The organism is Fibrella aquatilis (genome assembly GCF_017353255.1).
GTDB lineage: Bacteria > Bacteroidota > Bacteroidia > Cytophagales > Spirosomataceae > Fibrella > Fibrella aquatilis.
Genome location: NZ_JAFMYU010000006.1, coordinates 255,839 through 273,423, shown reverse-complemented (window position 1 = coordinate 273,423; position 17,585 = coordinate 255,839). Strand labels below are relative to the sequence as shown.

General features: G+C 55.0%; 12 protein-coding genes. 9 read left to right on the top strand and 3 right to left on the bottom strand.

The annotated features are described in order from the left end of the window. Positions 1–337 precede the first annotated feature (337 nt). Both J2I48_RS10405 and J2I48_RS10400 read left to right on the top strand, forming a co-directional pair. A complete protein-coding gene (locus tag J2I48_RS10405) occupies positions 338–2,803 on the top strand; it encodes a TonB-dependent receptor (protein WP_207335367.1) in 2,466 nt (821 codons plus the stop codon). Between the two features lie 66 nt (positions 2,804–2,869). Beyond that, complete coding sequence (locus J2I48_RS10400) at positions 2,870–3,799, top strand: DUF4249 domain-containing protein (protein WP_207335366.1); 930 nt, start codon at positions 2,870–2,872, stop codon at positions 3,797–3,799. Between the two features lie 105 nt (positions 3,800–3,904). On the opposite strand, the gene J2I48_RS10395 is transcribed toward J2I48_RS10400, so the two are convergent. After that, the gene (locus J2I48_RS10395; protein ID WP_207335365.1) at positions 3,905–4,189 is read right to left on the bottom strand and encodes a hypothetical protein; all 285 of its coding nucleotides are present in this window, start codon (positions 4,187–4,189) and stop codon (positions 3,905–3,907) included. Positions 4,190–4,364: 175 nt separating this feature from the next. On the opposite strand from J2I48_RS10395, the gene J2I48_RS10390 reads away from it, so the two are divergent. From J2I48_RS10390 to J2I48_RS10375, 4 genes are all read left to right on the top strand, one after another. Beyond that, a complete protein-coding gene (locus tag J2I48_RS10390; protein ID WP_207335364.1) occupies positions 4,365–6,800 on the top strand; it encodes a TonB-dependent receptor in 2,436 nt (811 codons plus the stop codon). 6 nt (positions 6,801–6,806) lie between these two features. Beyond that, the gene (locus J2I48_RS10385; RefSeq protein ID WP_207335363.1) at positions 6,807–7,754 is read left to right on the top strand and encodes a DUF4249 domain-containing protein; all 948 of its coding nucleotides are present in this window, start codon (positions 6,807–6,809) and stop codon (positions 7,752–7,754) included. A gap of 230 nt (positions 7,755–7,984) precedes the next feature. After that, the gene (locus J2I48_RS10380; protein ID WP_207335362.1) at positions 7,985–10,471 is read left to right on the top strand and encodes a TonB-dependent receptor; all 2,487 of its coding nucleotides are present in this window, start codon (positions 7,985–7,987) and stop codon (positions 10,469–10,471) included. Next, positions 10,471–11,400, top strand: coding sequence for a DUF4249 domain-containing protein (locus tag J2I48_RS10375; protein WP_207335361.1), 930 nt, complete (start codon positions 10,471–10,473; stop codon positions 11,398–11,400). Before J2I48_RS10380 ends, J2I48_RS10375 begins: the two co-directional genes overlap by 1 nt. Positions 11,401–11,507: 107 nt before the next feature. On the opposite strand, the gene J2I48_RS10370 is transcribed toward J2I48_RS10375, so the two are convergent. Next, on the bottom strand, positions 11,508–12,608 hold the full coding sequence (locus J2I48_RS10370; RefSeq protein WP_207335360.1) for a chorismate mutase: 1,101 nt from the start codon (positions 12,606–12,608) through the stop codon (positions 11,508–11,510). Positions 12,609–12,892: 284 nt separating this feature from the next. Between J2I48_RS10370 and J2I48_RS10365 the strand changes: the two genes are divergently transcribed. The 3 genes from J2I48_RS10365 (at position 12,893) to J2I48_RS10355 (ending at position 15,451) form a co-directional block, all read left to right on the top strand. Continuing rightward, positions 12,893–14,113: a proline dehydrogenase family protein gene (locus J2I48_RS10365; RefSeq protein ID WP_229376075.1), complete on the top strand. Its 1,221-nt coding sequence runs from the start codon at positions 12,893–12,895 to the stop codon at positions 14,111–14,113. A 115-nt stretch (positions 14,114–14,228) separates the two neighbouring features. Further along, on the top strand, positions 14,229–15,005 hold the full coding sequence (locus J2I48_RS10360) for a lipoprotein signal peptidase (protein WP_229376073.1): 777 nt from the start codon (positions 14,229–14,231) through the stop codon (positions 15,003–15,005). A 23-nt stretch (positions 15,006–15,028) separates the two neighbouring features. Next, positions 15,029–15,451 carry a response regulator gene (locus J2I48_RS10355; RefSeq protein ID WP_207335359.1) on the top strand — a complete coding sequence of 141 codons (423 nt, stop codon included), beginning with the start codon at positions 15,029–15,031 and terminating at the stop codon, positions 15,449–15,451. 29 nt (positions 15,452–15,480) lie between these two features. On the opposite strand, the gene J2I48_RS10350 is transcribed toward J2I48_RS10355, so the two are convergent. Next, entirely contained in the window at positions 15,481–17,490 is a 2,010-nt protein-coding gene (locus J2I48_RS10350) for a CocE/NonD family hydrolase (RefSeq protein WP_207335358.1), read from the bottom strand. Positions 17,491–17,585 lie beyond the last annotated feature (95 nt).

Below are 17,585 nucleotides of genomic sequence, written 5' to 3'. Positions count from 1 at the left end.
TACCTAATAATTACTCAGTACAGCAAGGTCAACTTTCCAGGAGAGTTGGCCTTGTTGCGTTAATAACTAGCCGTTTTTATAGCCCTACTGTACATTTTGACGCTGTTTCGGCAGGGGCAAAAACTGGGGTCGAAAAAAATAAATAAAAAAATGCCTGAATCTGTGTGACCCCTGATTTTAAAGGCTATCTAATATATAGGTAAAATTCCTGTACTTAGGAATAAATCAAATCGTGGAATAGTGCAATTTAGGCCAATCGTTTGTTTTGTTAGTATCAAATTCGTGTAGCTACATGCAACTGCATGTGTGATACGTACTCGCTGTAACTTCTTTTGATATGCAATTTGCCGTTGCCCATAGTCGACAAGCCTTTTTACTTCTCTGCTGCTGGTTGTGGCTGGCACCGGTAATAGCTCAATCGCCAGTTCGACACACCGTCAGTGGGTATGTCTACGAAGCAGGTAGCCGGGAGGCCCTGCCCGGTGTGAATGTTCGTCTGGCCAACGGGACACTTGGCACCCAGACCAATACCTTCGGGTTCTTCTCGCTCACCCTGCCCGGACCGGTACGCCGGACGGATTCCGGTAGCGGCGGGACCGCCCAGGCCGATTCGGCTACTCTGCTGATCTCTCTGGTAGGCTATCAGACGCTGACCCACACCCTGGCACTGCACCAGCATCAGCAGTTGCAACTGACGCTCACGGCGGGAGAGCAACTGACCGAAGTGGTGGTGCGGGACCACCGGCAGCAGGTGGGTGACAGTCCGCAGATGAGTAAGCTCGAACTGCCGGTAGACCAGATCAAAAAGATTCCGGCGCTGCTGGGGGAAAAAGACGTCTTGAAGGTACTCCAGCTGATGCCCGGCGTGCAGAAAGGCTCGGAAGGGCAAACGGGCCTGTATGTGCGTGGTGGTGGCCCCGACCAGAACCTGATCGTGCTCGATGATGCCGTAGTCTACAACGCCTCTCACCTGTTTGGTTTTTTCTCGGTCTTCAACGGCGACGCCCTCAAGAGCGTGGAGCTGACCAAGGGCGGTTTCCCGGCGCGCTTTGGTGGGCGGCTCTCGTCGGTCATCGACCTGACTATGAAAGACGGCGCCCGCGATAAGGTGCATGGCGAAGTAGGGTTGGGCATTGTGGCGGCGCGGGCGGTGCTGGAAGGTCCACTCTCGAAGTCCCGGCCGGGTCACGCCAGCCCAGGCTCGTTTATCATCTCGGCCCGCCGCACCTACCTCGATGCGGTGTCGGGACCGATCATGAAAGCGCAAACAAAAGGCGCGTCAGATGCTGGCTATTACTTCTACGACCTCAATGCCAAACTCAACTACGACCTCGGCCCCCGCGACCGGCTCTATGTGAGTGGCTACCTGGGCCGCGACAAGTTCTGGTCGAGCGACAGCGCCAGTGCCATGAGTGTAGGTATGGAGTGGGGCAACGCCACGGGCAGCCTGCGTTGGAACCACCAGTTTTCGCAACGGCTATTTGCTAATACCTCACTGATCTACAGCAACTACGAGTTCAACGTATCAGCCGACCAGCTGGTTGAGATGCAGAACCGGTTTAAGCTGAACTACACCTCTGGCATCCGCGATTTTTCTATCAAACACGACCTCGACTATTATCCGTCGCTTAGCCATGCGCTGCGCGTTGGTGCTCAACTCACCGCTCACCGCTTCACGCCCAGTGCTGTGGTGGTGCAAAACGCGGGGTTGCCTAGTCAGCAGCAGCAGGATGCCCCCATCGATGTGTTGGAGGGAGGTATCTACGCCGAAGACACCTGGCGACCCAACACCCACTGGCGCGTGAACGGTGGCCTGCGCCTTAGCTCGTTTACGGGCAGCGGCGTGGCCTACCTGCGCCCCGAACCACGGCTCTCGCTGGGTTATAAGCTAAGCGAGTCAACGTCGATGAAGGCCTCGTATGCCCTGATGAACCAGTACGTGCATTTGTTAAGCAACACCGGTATCGGTCTGCCCACCGACTTATGGGTACCCACCACCGACCTGGTGAAACCACAGCAGTCGCAGCAGGTGGCACTGGGGCTGGCCAAGGATTTTGCTGCCAAAGGCCTGGCCCTGACGGTAGAGGGCTATTACAAACAGATGGACAACATCATCAGCTACAAAGAAGGCGCAAGCTTTCTGGCAGTCAACAGCCCTACGTCGACGCGGCAGGTGCGGTGGGAAGACAACGTGACAGCAGGCAAGGGCTGGAGCTACGGGGCCGAGGTACTGCTGCAAAAAAAGGAGGGTCGCTTGAGCGGCTGGGTGGGTTACACCCTTTCCTGGACCCAGTGGCAGTTTGCCGACCTCAACAATGGTCATCCGTTTTTTCCCCGCAATGACCGTCGCCACGACATTTCGGTGGTGGGTATGTATGACCTTAACCCGCACATCACGCTGTCAGCCACCTGGGTTTATGGCACGGGGCAGGCCCTGACGGTACCCACCGCCCGCTACCGTTCGTTCGGTATTGGCAGCGCCATTGATGCCAGCGGAACGCCAGCCAGCGCACAGGCTGCGGCCTTCACCAACACCAGCGTGTCGGACTTTGGGGCCGAGCGCAACACGTTCCGGGCCGAGCCGTATCACCGCCTCGACCTGGGCGTACAGTTTCACCGAAAACGCCCTACCCACGCCAGCGTCTGGGAGTTCAGCATCTACAATGCCTATAACCGCCGTAACCCGTTTTTCTACAACCTCGAAGGCAAAAAACAGACCGGCAACCAGCCCGTCGCCACCGTGCTTTACAAATACTCCGTCTTTCCGGTAGTACCCTCCGTGAGTTATACCTACAAGTTTTAGTACCGCTTACCCCACCGTAACAAACTCATTATCATGCTTTTGAGAACAGTATGTTTCCTGCTGTCTTTGACCACACTATGCGCCTGTGGTAACCTGACCTCTGAAGTTGACCCCGCCGTGTTGGGAGTAGGAGGCGAAAAATTAGTCGTCAACAGCTACATCTCGCCGCAGGATACGCTGCTGACCGTGAAGGTGTCCCGCTCAAAACCGGCGGTGTCTGGTTCCACTACCGTACAGCCATTCAACGTAAATAATGCCACGGTCAGCCTGTCAGACGGCAGCCGTAGCATTGTGCTGAAATACAACAACCTACTGGAATACTACGCCGCCAAGCCCTCGCTGCTGCCTATTCGGGCGGGCCAGACGTACACTCTCACCGCCACCACACCCGACGGCAAGCAGGTTACGGCGCAGGCCACTGTACCCGCCTCGGTACCCATCAGCGCGGTGGCACTGGATTCGGTCATTACCAGCAGCGCTACCGAATGGAAGAAGACGTTTCGGGTTAGTTTTGCCTGGGAAGGGCTTTCGGCCAAAACGAACTACTACGCTTATTGCGGCTATTTTTCGTGGAACAACAAAGTGTCGTATCGGGTGGCTGGCCAAACGCAGACGGCTGTTCCCGAAGTGACAGAGCTGACTTTTCCGGGCGAAAATGGTACAGGCAACCTGCTTAGCGACAACAACCTGTCTGGTAAACGCCTCAGTTCGCAGTCGGCAGAGGTAACTACGCTCAGCCTTGGCAAAGGAGAAAACAACGCTGCAACGGCTATTCAACACCTAACCATCGGCAAGAGCCTGCCCGGTGCCCGGCTTACCCTGCGGCTGTTGAACACAGACAGTTTCTACTACACCTACACGTCGGCGGTGCAGAGGCAGCGGCAGGCAGGCTCTAACCCCTTCGCCGAACCCGTGCTCATTCCCACCAATATACAAGGAGGCCTAGGCTGCTTTGCCGCCTACAACCGCACCGAAAAAGTAGTGGTGCTGAAGTGAAAGAGTGAAAGAATGAATGGGTGAAAGAATGAAAGAGTGGCCTACAGCGTGAAGTAATACCCACAGGCCACTCTTTCACTCTTTCACCCATTCACTCTTTCACTTCTAGCACTTCAGATCATTGATCGAAGCACGGGCCGCATCGACCTGTGCTTTTGTGGCTGTTGAACAGTTGGCAGCGGCATCCAGATACGAGCTGGCTGCTGTTTTCAGCGCAGTGCAGTTGGCTGGTGTTTGAGCCTTGGCCCAAGCTGTACCAGCGTCGACGTAAGCTTGTGCCCGTGTGCTGGCTAGTTGACATGAATCGGCAACGACGGTATCACTTTTTTTACAGCCCGACAGCAGAGCAACGGCAACGAGCAACGAGAAGGAAGCGGTGCGGATACGCATGATGATAAGTTGGTTTGTGGTTGATTATGAGCTACTTGTCAGACGACAGGGTAAAACTCACGATACGTGTAAACCATCATCTGATTCATTGAGCAAACGTATGTACTACTGACTTACCGGTAGATATGCAGGGTGAAGTCACGTAGTTTGCGCAGCTTTGTGCGTAACTATACGTATGCGACCTATATTCTCTTTTTTGCTCGGCTGGCTGCTAGGCACAGCGGCCCTTGCCCAGGCACCTAAACGCTTCACTATCAGTGGCTATATCCGCGAAATGGGTAGCCGTGAAGCCCTGCTGGGTGCCGCTGTCCGGCTAGAAAATCGGCCCCTTGGTACCCAGACCAACACCTTCGGTTTTTATTCAATTACCCTGCCCGAGGCCGATTCGGTGACGTTGCTGGTGTCGCTGGTGGGCTACCAATCCCAATCCCGCACGGTGACGCTGCGCCAGAACCTGATGCTCTCGGTAGACCTGCTGCCAGGAAATGAGCTTGAGGAGGTAGTCGTCAGCGAAAAACGGGGGCAGCAGCGGGTGAGCGACAGTCCGCAGATGAGCCAGATTGACCTGCCCATTGCCCAGATCAAAAAGATTCCAGCGCTGCTGGGCGAGAAGGACGTGCTGAAGGTGCTCCAGCTGATGCCCGGTGTGCAGAAAGGCTCGGAAGGCCAAAGCGGCCTGTATGTGCGCGGGGGTGGTCCCGACCAGAACCTGATTGTGCTCGATGATGCGGTGGTCTACAACGCCTCTCACCTGTTTGGTTTTTTCTCGGTCTTCAACGGCGACGCTCTCAAGAGCGTGGAACTGACCAAGGGCGGTTTTCCAGCGCGTTATGGCGGGCGGCTCTCGTCGGTGCTGGACCTGACGATGAAAGACGGTGCCCGCGATACCCTGCACGGCGACGTAGGTATTGGCCTGATAGCCAGTCGAATACTGGTAGAAGGGCCACTGACAAAAGGCACACCGGCCAAGCCCAGCCGCAGTTCATTTATTGTGTCGGCGCGGCGTACCTACCTCGACATTGTGGCCGCTCCGATCATAAAGGCCCAGACCAACGGCGAAACCACGGCGGGCTATTATTTCTACGACCTCAACGCCAAACTCAACTACGACCTCGGCCCCCGCGACCGGGTATATGTGAGCGGGTATTTTGGTCGTGATAAATTTTATGCCAACGACAACACCAACGGCACCAGCGTGGGGCTGGGTTGGGGCAATGCCACCGCCACGTTGCGCTGGAACCACCAGCTTTCGCAGAAGCTCTTCGCCAATACCTCGCTCATTTTCAGCAAGTACCAGTTCGATATTACGTCGAATCAACTAATCGACTCGCAGAACCGGTTTGTGCTGGACTACACCTCCGGCATCCGCGATTTTTCTCTTAAACACGACCTCGATTATTACCCCGTACCCAACCATGCGCTGCGGTTTGGGGTGCAGGCCACGGCCCACCGGTTCACGCCCAGCGCCATTGTGTTGCAGAACAACAGCCTGGCCAATATCCGGCGAGAGGTAGATCAGATCGACGTAGTGGAGACGGGCGTCTATGGCGAAGACACCTGGAAACCCGACGACCATTGGCGCATCAACGGGGGCCTGCGAATCAGTTCGTTCACGGGCAACGGCGTGGCCTATGTCCGCCCCGAACCGCGCCTGTCGCTGGGCTACCTGCTCCGCCCCGACCTGTCGGTGAAGGCCTCGTATGCCCTGATGAATCAGTACGTTCACCTGCTCAGCAACACCGGCATTGGCCTGCCCACCGACCTCTGGGTGCCTACCACCGATGCGGTAAAACCTCAGCAGTCACAGCAGGTGGCCGTGGGTGTAGCCAAAGATTTTGCTACTGCCAATGCCTTCACCAATGGCCTGGCCCTGACCGTAGAGGCCTATTACAAGCGGATGGACAACATTATCAACTACCGCGAAGGGGCCTCGTTTTTGCTCATCGACGACCCCACGTCGGCGCGGCGGGTGCGGTGGGAAGACAACGTGACCGTGGGCAAGGGCTGGAGTTACGGAGCCGAGGTGCTGCTGCAAAAAAAGGAAGGCCGCTTCAGTGGCTGGGTGGGCTACACGCTTTCCTGGACTCAGTGGCAGTTTGCCGAACTGAACAACGGCAACCCGTTCTATCCCCGCTACGACCGCCGCCACGACATCTCAGTGGTGGGTATGTATGATCTAAACCCACGCATAACTATCTCAGCTACATGGGTTTATGGCACGGGGCAGGCCCTCACGGTGCCCACCGCCCGCTACCGCGCCTATGGCCTCAGCAACGGGATTGACTACACCCGCAACGACCAGGGCGCGGTGACTAACGTGCAGCCCACGCTCTATACCAACGGCGGTGTGCGGGACTATGGCCCCGAAAAAAATACGTTCCGGGCCGAACCCTACCACCGCCTCGATCTGGGTGTACAGTTTCACCGAAAACGCCCCACCCACGAGAGCGTCTGGGAGGTAAGTTTCTACAATGCTTACAACCGCCGCAACCCGTTTTTCTACAACATCGAAAGCAAGCGCCAGCCTAACAATCAGCCCGACGTAACGGTGCTGTACAAGTATTCGGTGTTTCCCGTTGTGCCGTCGGTGAGCTATTCCTATAAATTCTGACCTGTCATGAAAGCATTCTTCTACACCGCCAGCCTATTGCTCATGCTGGCCGCCTGTGGCAGTCTACGCAACGAAGTAGACCCGTCTATTCTGAGCGCGGGAGGCGAAAAACTGGTGGTCAACGGCTACATCTCGCCGCAGGATACGCTGCTGACTGTCAAGGTGTCCCGCTCGAAACCGGCCCTGGCCGAACCCAGCGAAGGGGTACCTTACGTGGTGGAAAATGCCACCGTCAGCCTCACCGACGGCAACCGCGTGGTGGTCATGCGCTACAATACCGACCGGCAGTTTTACCAGGCTCCGGTAGCGCTCATGCCCATCCGCACGGGGCAGACCTACACCCTCACCGCCACCACGCCCGACGGTAAAAAAGTGACGGCCCAGGCCACCGTGCCCCCGCCCGTGCCCATCCGCACCATCAACCTCGACTCGACCATTACCACGTCGGGGGCCATCCGTACCAAGGCCTATCGCGTCACGTTTGTGTGGGAAGACCCCGCTGGCGAAACCAATTTTTACCAGTATGCGGGCTACCTCCAGTGGAAAGACAACAAATTCAGCTACCCTATAGGCGGTCAAAATGAGGTACCCGTGCCTAACATCTACGTGCTGATTTTTAACCGCGACCGCGCCACGGGCAACCTCCTCAGCGACGACCGGCAGCAGGGCAGCCTGCTCACCTCCCAGTCGGCCGACGTGGCGAAGATCATTGTGCAGAAAACCGACCCGCCCGCCGCCGAAAACGTGAGCTATTCCTACCCTGGGGCGCGGGTGGTGGCGCAGTTGCTGAACACCGACGAAAGCTTTTACCGCTACACCAACGCCGTGGCCCGGCAGCGACAAGTCGGCAACAGTCCCTTCGCCGAACCTGTCCCAATCCCCACCAACATCACCAACGGCCTGGGCTGCTTCGCCGCCTATAACCGTACCGAGAAAGTGCTGAGCTTGAAGTGAACGAGTGAATGGCACGGGGCGGAGGGGTGGGGGTATTGCTTCGCGCCCTAGGCCCCTCGACTGCGCTCGGGGTGACAGGCCACTAGAGCAATCTCAAAGAGTTGATTCAAGTTTGGTGTCACCCCGAGCGCAGTCGAGGGGCCTAGAGCGCGAAGCAATACCCACTCTTTCACCATTCACTCTTCCAACCTTTTCGGTTATAACTTGCTCCTTTACGCAAACGAGCAGTTATGAAAAAACTAGTACTACTAGGCCTGATAAGCTGGCTTAGTCTGTCGGCGGCCTTTAGTCAGTCGAAACCACCCACCGGTACCATCACCATCAGCGGCTACGTCCGCGAAGCTGGTTCGCAGGAGGCCCTGATTGGGGTCAACGTTTACCGCACCGGGCTGCCAACCGGCACCACTACCAACACCTACGGCTTCTATTCGATCACCCTGCCCGCACAGGATAGTATCCGGCTGACCTATTCGATGGTAGGGTATACGCCTGAAAATCAATCTCTTTCGGGGCAAAAGACGCAGGTTGTTAATGTATCGCTTCAGGCGGGTAAGCTGCTGAGCGAAGTTGTGGTGCGGTCGTCGCGGGCTGATGAGAAGGTGAGCGATAGCCCGCAGATGAGCCAGATCGACATTCCGATTTCGCAGATCAAAAAGATTCCGGCTCTGCTGGGCGAGAAGGACGTGCTGAAGGTGCTCCAGCTCATGCCCGGCGTGCAGAAAGGCTCGGAAGGCCAAAGTGGCATCTACGTGCGCGGGGGTGGTCCCGACCAGAACCTGATTGTGCTCGACGATGCCGTGGTCTACAACGCCTCTCACTTGTTTGGTTTTTTCTCGGTCTTCAACGGCGACGCCCTCAAGAGCGTGGAGCTGACTAAGGGCGGTTTCCCGGCGCGCTTTGGTGGGCGGCTGTCCTCAGTGATTGACCTCAATATGAAAGATGGCAACAAGGAAAAACTGCACGGCGAAGGGGGTATTGGTCTTATAGCCAGCCGGTTAACCCTGGAGGGGCCGCTGAGCAAGAAAAAATCCGGTCCGGGGTCGACCTCATTCCTGATCTCCGGGCGGCGCACCTACCTCGACCTGCTGGCCGCGCCGTTCATTGCCTCAGAAAGTAAGGGCAACACCTCGGCGGGTTATTATTTCTACGACCTCAATGCCAAAGTAAACACCGAACTGGGGCCAAATGATAAGCTCTATCTAAGTGGCTATTTTGGCCGCGACCGGTTCTACGCCGCCGACAAATCGACCAGCAACGGTGGCAAAAACACCACCAGCACCGACGTGGGCGTGGGCTGGGGAAATGCCACGGGCACCCTCCGCTGGAATCACCTTTTCTCCAACAAAATCTTTGGCAATGCCTCGCTGATTTTCAGCAACTATGACTTCTCGATCTCGGCCACAAACAGTGATACCTACGACGGCAAGACCGATCAGTTCGACCTGCGCTACACCTCTGGTATCCGGGACCTGGGCCTGAAATATGACCTGGATATTTACCCCAATCCCCAGCATTCGCTACGGGTGGGGGTGCAGGCCACGTCGCACCGGTTTACGCCCAGCGCCGTTGTCGTGAAAAATACGAACGTGAATGAAAACCGGGCCGAAGTCGACAAAATAGACGTGGTAGAGTCGGGTATTTACGCCGAAGACACCTGGAAGCCCGATGTACACTGGCGCATTAACGGAGGCCTGCGCCTTAGCGCCTTCACGGGTAGCGGTGAGACGTATTTCCGCCCCGAACCGCGTTTGTCTGTGGCCTATATGATTCGCCCCGACCTGTCGGTGAAGGCTTCGTATGCGCTTATGAATCAGTACGTCCACCTACTCAGCAACACCGGCATTGGTCTGCCCACCGACCTCTGGGTACCTACTACCGATCTGGTGAAGCCTCAGCAGTCGCAGCAGGTGGCGGTGGGTGTGGCCAAAGATTTTACGGGTGGCAGCAGCTTCACCAACGGCCTTGCGCTAACGGTAGAAGGCTACTACAAGCGAATGAACAACATCATTAACTACAAGGACGGTGCCAGTTTTCTGCTGATCGACGACCCCACATCGGCCCGAAAGGTGCGATGGGAAGACAACGTCACGGCGGGTAAAGGCTGGAGTTATGGGGCCGAGGTATTGCTGCAAAAAAAAGTAGGTCGGCTCAGTGGTTGGGTGGGTTATACGCTCTCCTGGACGCAGTGGCAGTTTGCCGATCTCAACAATGGCCAACCCTTTTTCCCCCGTTACGACCGTCGGCACGACATTTCGGTGGTGGGTATCTACGAACTTAGCCCACGCGTAACACTGTCGGGTACCTGGGTCTATGGCACGGGGCAGGCTCTCACGCTGCCCGTGGCCACGTTCAACGCCTATGAGCAGGGCAGTGCGAGCAATTATTACGGCGGCGGCGGCTACACCCCGCCACTGGTGCAGCAACTGTTTAGCTACCCCCGGCAGGTGAATGAATACGGCGAGAAAAACAGTTTCCGCGCCGAGCCGTACCATCGGTTTGACGTGAGCCTTCAGTTTCACAAAAAGATGAAGCGCCACGAGCGTACCTGGGAGTTCAGCGCCTATAACGCCTACAACCGCCGCAACCCTTATTTCTACCAACTCAACACAACCGCCCAACCAGGCGTGAACGGTTCGGGGGCTACCGAACGTACATCGTTGAAGCGGTATTCGGTGTTTCCCATTGTGCCATCTGTCAGCTACAACTTCAAATTCTGATGAAACCAATCACGTTCTTTATACTTACTGGCCTCGCAGTCAGTATGTTCGGCTGTGGCAGCCTGGTGCAGGACGTCAACCCCGATAATATACCCACGGGTACGGCCAAACTGGTGGTGCATAGCTATATATCGCCGCAGGATACCGTGTTGGCGGTGTCAGTAGAACTGCCCAAAGCGGTAATTGGCCAGCGGCCTGTTTACAATGGCTACCAATACCGTCGTCCATTTGCTCTGGCCACTGTAGACCTGGCCGACGGGGCGCGCACGGTGCGGCTGGTCTATAGCGCGAAAGATGAACTCTACCGCGCCCCCATCAGCAGCCTGCCTATCGTGGCCGGGCGTACGTATACGCTGACGGTATCGACCCCCTATGATTACCCGTCCATCAAGGCCAGTTGCACCGTACCCGTGCCTGTAGCACCCAGTAGCATTCAGCTCGATTCAATCTATGAAAATCAGTATGGGCAGAACCAGATGAGGTACATTTCGCGGCTACGCTGGCAGGACCCCGCCGGACAGGCCAACTATTACAAGGTAGTCGGGCAGGCATTCAGAACGCAAAAGCAACCGATCTACAACGCCAAGCCGCCCCGCGACACGGTGATTACGAACACGGAGACGATCTACTTTCAGAATTCTAGCCTGTTTTCAGACAAAGGCATTGATGGCGAGCAATTTATATCGCCAAAGGCAGACTATGCCAACTACAATGGTAGCTCGAACAGTGGCCTTGTTCAACTGCGCGTTGTTATGACGCTAAATAGTGTTGATGAAAACTACTACCGTTACCACGACGCCATAGACCGGCAGCAAACGGCCAATGATAATCCCTTCGCCGAACCCGTCCTGCTCCCCTCCAACATCCAGAATGGCCTCGGCTGCTTCGGTGCCTTCAATCAGGCAAGCCTGACGGTGAAGGTGAGGTGAGTGAAAGAGTGAATGGCGAAAGAGTGAAAGAGCGAAGGGCTTACGCAGGAGATATCTCTCTCGTGCAAGCCCTTCGCTCTTTCACTCTTTCGCCATTCACTCTTTCACTATACCACCGGCGCGCTGTTCATCACTTCCGTTTGCTTACGGATGGACTCCATGTGGATGATTTTGTAGATCTCTTCCACCAGTTCGGGGTAGAGATTCAGCTTTTCGCCCAACTGTTTACGAGTCTGGAGAATCTCCTTCCAGCGGTCGGGCTGAAACATCGACACGTTGTTGTCTCGCTTGTATTCAGCCATTTTTTCCACCAGCGACATCCGGGCGGCGAGCATCTCGACCAACTGCCGGTCTACGCTGTCGATCTTCACCCGAATCTGCTCCATGGCTCCCTGAAACTCCCGGTCGGGCGATTCAAGCTGGCGAATTTGCAGGTGGTCCAGCATTTCGCCGAAGGCCGCTGGGGTTAGTTGCTGCGCCGCATCGCTCCAGGCTTTGTCGGGGTCAATGTGCGACTCCACGATCAGGCCGTCGTAGTTGAGGTCCATGGCCATCTGGGCCAGTTCGTTCAGGTAAGCCCGCTTGCCCGCCATGTGGCTGGGGTCGCCGATGATGGGTAGCTGGGGGAACATCGTGCGGAGTTCAATCGCCATTTGCCACATCGGAATGTTGCGGTATTTGCTGGCTTCGCCTGTAGAGAACCCCCGGTGAATAGCGCCCAGTTTGGTGATGCCCGCGCCAGCAATCCGCTCAAACGCACCTACCCACAGGGCAAGGTCGGGGTTGACGGGGTTTTTGATCAGCACGGGCACGTCAACACCTTTTAGGGCGTCGGCAATTTCCTGTACATTAAACGGGTTTACTGTAGTGCGGGCACCTACCCAGAGTATATCGACGCCATATTTCAGGGCCAGTTCAATGTGTTGGGGGGTGGCTACTTCCACGGCAAAAGGCAGGCCTGTTTCAGCTTTGGCCTTCTGAATCCAGGGCAGTGCGGCCTCGCCCATGCCCTCAAATGAGCCAGGGCGGGTGCGGGGTTTCCATACGCCCGCCCGAATGGCGTGTACTGACCCCAGCGCAGCTAGTTGGCGGGCGGTTTCGCACAGTTGTTCTTCGGTTTCGGCGCTGCACGGGCCAGCAATGATCAGGGGCTTACCGTTTGTCTCTATCCACGAGTTGAGCGGAGCTACGGTTAAATCAGGTTTCATGAGGTTATGCGTATTCTGGTTGAAAAAAGACTACTGATCGGGGGACGAAGTGCGGCCACAAATTTATGGTATATTTGCAAGAGAATAAGCCACCTACGCGGCTGATTCTCACACTGATCTTGTACGATAATTAGTCTGTTGAAGTCGTAGGGGAGTGATGGTAAAACCTTTTTGTGCTTAAATTTCGTTTACCTTTGGGCTGGCTTCATTGGCCCATTAACGACCTTATGGCTAACGCACCGAAACACGGCGCATGGACTATGTCGAACCGAAGTAATCATCTTATGCCATCTCCCGTCCAGCCGGTTGCTGCTCCACTCAACACAGCCAAACCGGTATCTTTCGAGGACACGTCGATTGCCTTCTCTGCCCAGTCCGATTTTAAACTACGGAAAACGTACTGGCTTTTTGCGCTGATGAATAAGGGCTGGTTGGTAAAAGTAGGGACTTTTTTCATGAAACTGGCCCTGAAACTCCAGCTACCTATCAAGAGCCTTATCAAGAATACCATCTTCGAGCAGTTCTGCGGTGGTGAAACCATCCGAGACTGTGAGAAGACCATCAACTCGCTTCACGTTGCCCAGGTGGGTACTATCCTCGACTATTCGGTTGAGGGTGAAGAAAATGAGGCCTGCTTCGACAATACGGTGCTCGAAATTTTGCGCACTATCGAACGGGCCAGCGAATCACAAGACATCCCTTTCTCGGTATTTAAAGTTACCGGCGTGGCCGAAACAGACCTGCTTGAAGCTGTGCAGCGCGGCGATGTGCTGACTACCGAACAGCAGGCTGCCTTCGACCGGGTACGCAGCCGGGTAGACACCCTCTGCCAGCGCGCCCACGACCGCAACGTGCGCATCTTTATCGATGCCGAAGAAAGCTGGATACAGGATACCATCGATTGCCTCGCGTATACCATGATGGAGCGATACAATCGTGAGCAGTGTATTGTGTATAACACGTACCAGATGTACCGCTGGGAAATGTACGACCAGCTGACAAAAGCTACCGACGTGGCCCGTGATAAGGGGTATTTGCTGGGGGCGAAACTGGTGCGGGGTGCTTATCTGGAAAAAGAACGCCTGCGGTCGCACGAAGACGAGTATCAGGACCCGATTCAGGCCACCAAAGAAGACACCGACCGTGATTTCAACCGCGCCATTGACTTCTGCCTGGCTAACCGCGACGTGGTATCTGTTTGTCTGGGTACGCACAATGAATACAGTTGCCAGTATACGATGGCCCATATGAAACAGATGGGCATTGCTCCCAACGACCGCCATATCTACTTTGCGCAGTTGCTGGGCATGAGTGACAACATATCGTATAACCTGGCCAACGCCGGGTATAATGTAGCCAAGTACGTGCCCTACGGCCCGGTTGAGGCGGTGATGCCTTATTTGTTTCGCCGTGCCGAAGAAAATAAATCCATAGCTGGCCAAAGCAGCCGCGAATTCACGTTGGTAAAGAGTGAATTGGAACGCCGCAAGGGCTGTAAACACTAGGTTTTCTGTTTACTGTTTTCTGTCTTCAGTTGGCTGACGCAAGTGTATCGGAGCCGCACCGGCGGACCGGTCAGCCAACTGAAGACAGAAAACAGTAAACAGAAAACTTTTTCTCATGAAAAACCCCATTCGCTTTTTCCTCGTTGCGCTCTTATTGATCGGTATTGATCAGGCCTCTAAACTGTGGATTTTGCAGTATATGCAAGCCCATCTGTATATGCCGATTAATGTGATTGGCAACTGGCTGAAATTTCAGTATGTGCTGAACCCCGGCATGGCGTTTGGGATGGAGTTGCAACACCAATATGGTAAGCTGTTTTTGAGCATTTTCAGGATGTTTGCCATGGTGGGTATCGGTTGGTATCTGGTATACCTGGCTAAGCGAAATGCACCCAACGGATTGCTTTATGCCATGGCCCTTATTTTGGCCGGGGCCATCGGCAACGTGATCGACAGTACGTTTTATGGCGTGTACCTGAATAATGCGCCTTTTGGTGCGCCAACGCGCTGGTTTCACGGGCAGGTGATCGACTTTATCTTCTTCGATTTGTGGGAAGGCATTTTGCCCCGCTGGATACCCATATGGGGTGGGCAGTACTTCTCGATGCCCATTTTCAACTTCGCCGACTCCTGCATTTTCGTGGGTGTATGCCTTATTCTGTTCTTCCAGCGCCGTTTTTACCAGCAGCAGGCTGAACAGGAAGCGCAGTTGTTTCATGAGAAAACTCCCACCGACGGGGTTGTGGTAGATGAAGCACACACTGCGCCTGCTGATGAGCCAACACTCCCGCTGCCCGCTGCCGAGCATGCCGAAGCTAAATCTGAGGAGGCCGAAACAAAACCAATTTCGGTGCCCGTAGCTGCTACAGAAAAGACAACTAAAGACGAATAAAAACCTTAAAAAAGAAGCATTCGATGGCGTTAAAGGGACCGATTATTTTAGTCGATGACGACGAGGATGATCAATACCTGATTGGGCTTGCTCTGAAATCGTGTCAGTTACCTAATAAATTAGTATTCTTTGGCAACGGTCAGGATGCACTTCATTATTTACAAAAGGAAGACGAACAACCCTTTATTATAATTTGTGATATCAATATGCCGGTCATGAATGGCCTTGAGTTTCGTAAACAAATCAACACTGATAAAAGACTCCGCGAAAAATCTATTCCTTTTGTTTATTTAACCACGGCAGCCAACGCGCAACAAGTGCAAGAGGCCTATGACTATACGGTGCAGGGCTTTTTTAAAAAAGTCTCCGATTATGAGGGGCTTGAAAAGCAGCTTAAATGCATTATTGATTATTGGCAAACTTGCCTGCATCCCAACAATATCTAAAGGCTTTTCCTGTCTGTCGGTGCGAGTGGTTACCGAAGCAATGGCAGCCGAATTACTGATGCATTACCCGGTTCGGATAGTAGTGTGATGGTAGCTTTTTTAAAATCTGCTTCGCCCGCCTGACTGATGTTTACGAACGTCTGCGGGTTGCGATCTACCAACGGAAACCACGACGATTGAACCTGAATCATGAGTCGGTGTCCTTTGCGAAACGTGTGCAACGCATCATTTAGCATAAACGCCACCGGCGTAGGCTGCCCCGGTACAAACGCCTCCGGCCGTTCAAATGAATTCCTGAATTTTCCCCGTAGTATGTCAGCCCGCACCAGGCGCTGATAACCCGCCATGGTCACAGGTTTCGCCCCGGCCACCGGTTTCGGGTTAGCTGCTGTATCGGGGAGCACGTCGATGAGCTTCACGATGAAGTCGGCATCGGTGCTGCTGAGTGCTACGCGCAGGTCTACTGAGATGGGTCCGGCCAGGGTTATATCCGCCGTGAGGGGTTCGGTTTGGAACACCAGTACATCGGGGCGGCGGGCGGCAAATCGCTGATCCTCAATCATGTAGGCATTGTTACGACGCGGCCAGATGCCATCGGTGTAGGGTACGGGTTTGGTAGGGTCGCTGACGTACTCGAAGCGAGCGGGTGTGGTTGATTCTGAAGTGCTTAGCCCACTGTTGGAGCCCAAATATAGTGGCTGTTCGGTAGTGTTTTGTGGCGGCCACTGGGCAAAGGTGCGCCATTGGTTCGTGCCCGTATCGAACACGCGGGCTTCGGTGGGGGAGTAGGTGCCTTTGTCTTTCAGATAGAAATTGAAAAACGGCGTTTCTACCGAATCACGGAAGGTTTTGGCGGTGTTCTGACCAAACTCAAAATCGCCGAACCGGCTGAAATCGCCCCTGGCCCAGCCTCCGTGCGTCCACGGCCCCATCACCAGCTGATTCTGGTTGCCTGCCCGTTGTTCCAGCGTGACGTAGGTGTTCAAGGCACCAAACAGGTCTTCGGCGTCATACCAGCCACCCACTACCAGTGTGGCTGGTGGTGTGCTGCCGGGCCTTACCATGTTCAGGTGTGGCCGAATGTTGCGAGCCTGCCAATAGGCATCATAGGTCTCGTGGGTCAGGTACTCGTTCCAGATTTTGCTTTGCTGGTTGTAATAGGCTGGGCCGTTGGCGTTTTTGACGGGACCGAGCTTTAAAAAGAAGGCATACACGTCGGCCGGATTGAAGGCAAACAGTTCTGGGTAATCGGCCACGGGGCCTTTGCGCGGCGCGTCGAACTCGTTCATAAATGAGAAGTTGTCGAGCAGGAAAAATGCGCCGTTGTGCCGGGCATCGTCGCCCGCAAACTCATCCGTAACGGGGGCTTGTGGCGAGACTGCTTTGATGGCCGGGTGGGCGTTGGGCAGTGCCGCCGAGGCGTAGAAACCGGGGTAGGAGATGCCCGTGATGCCCACGCGCCCATTGTTATTCGGCACGTTTTTCAGTAGCCATTCTACCGTATCGTAGGTATCGGTGCTTTCGTCGATAGGACCAACGGGGCTGAGGTTTCTTATCCAGCCTGATGTTTTGGACGAATCCGTTGGTTCATTCCATGTGTTACGTCGAGCATATTTTTTTCTCAACTCCTTCTTAGACAACCCCTTGTCTGATCTGATAATACCGCTAATGTGGGGCGTCATCTCCTCGAAATTGCCTTCGCTCATATACCGCCCCCGCACGTCCTGATACACGAAGATGTACTTCTCCCGCGACAGTTCTGCCGACGGTCCAGGGCCGCGTTTAGGGTACGTTGTTTCGCCATACGGCCCTGCAGAATAGGGTGTACGCTGCATCAGAAACGGGTAGGGCTTCGTAGTCGCCGCGTCTTTTGGCACGTAAATCAGCGTATAGAGCTTCACGCCGTCGCGCATAGTGATCTGCCGGTCCAGCTTGACATAGTTAGCCCGTACAAACGCCGAATCGGTGGGGGATTGGGCGAGTGCGGGGAGCAGAACCGTAGTGCTGATTAGCAGCGTGAGCAGAAAGCGCAGAAGCATAGATGACGTTGTTGAATCGTTGCGTCAAAAGTACACAGACAGCGTTGATTGGGTGTACAACTGCTAACCAGAAATGGAACAGACAAATCCAGATC

Coding starts and splice junctions, on each gene's coding strand:
- J2I48_RS10405 (WP_207335367.1), top strand. CDS start 338: ATGCAATTTGCCGTTGCCCATAGTCGACAAGCCTTTTTACTTCTCTGC.
- J2I48_RS10395 (WP_207335365.1), bottom strand. CDS start 4,189: ATGCGTATCCGCACCGCTTCCTTCTCGTTGCTCGTTGCCGTTGCTCTG.
- J2I48_RS10390 (WP_207335364.1), top strand. CDS start 4,365: ATGCGACCTATATTCTCTTTTTTGCTCGGCTGGCTGCTAGGCACAGCG.
- J2I48_RS10385 (WP_207335363.1), top strand. CDS start 6,807: ATGAAAGCATTCTTCTACACCGCCAGCCTATTGCTCATGCTGGCCGCC.
- J2I48_RS10380 (WP_207335362.1), top strand. CDS start 7,985: ATGAAAAAACTAGTACTACTAGGCCTGATAAGCTGGCTTAGTCTGTCG.
- J2I48_RS10375 (WP_207335361.1), top strand. CDS start 10,471: ATGAAACCAATCACGTTCTTTATACTTACTGGCCTCGCAGTCAGTATG.
- J2I48_RS10370 (WP_207335360.1), bottom strand. CDS start 12,608: ATGAAACCTGATTTAACCGTAGCTCCGCTCAACTCGTGGATAGAGACA.
- J2I48_RS10365 (WP_229376075.1), top strand. CDS start 12,893: ATGCCATCTCCCGTCCAGCCGGTTGCTGCTCCACTCAACACAGCCAAA.
- J2I48_RS10360 (WP_229376073.1), top strand. CDS start 14,229: ATGAAAAACCCCATTCGCTTTTTCCTCGTTGCGCTCTTATTGATCGGT.
- J2I48_RS10355 (WP_207335359.1), top strand. CDS start 15,029: ATGGCGTTAAAGGGACCGATTATTTTAGTCGATGACGACGAGGATGAT.
- J2I48_RS10350 (WP_207335358.1), bottom strand. CDS start 17,490: ATGCTTCTGCGCTTTCTGCTCACGCTGCTAATCAGCACTACGGTTCTG.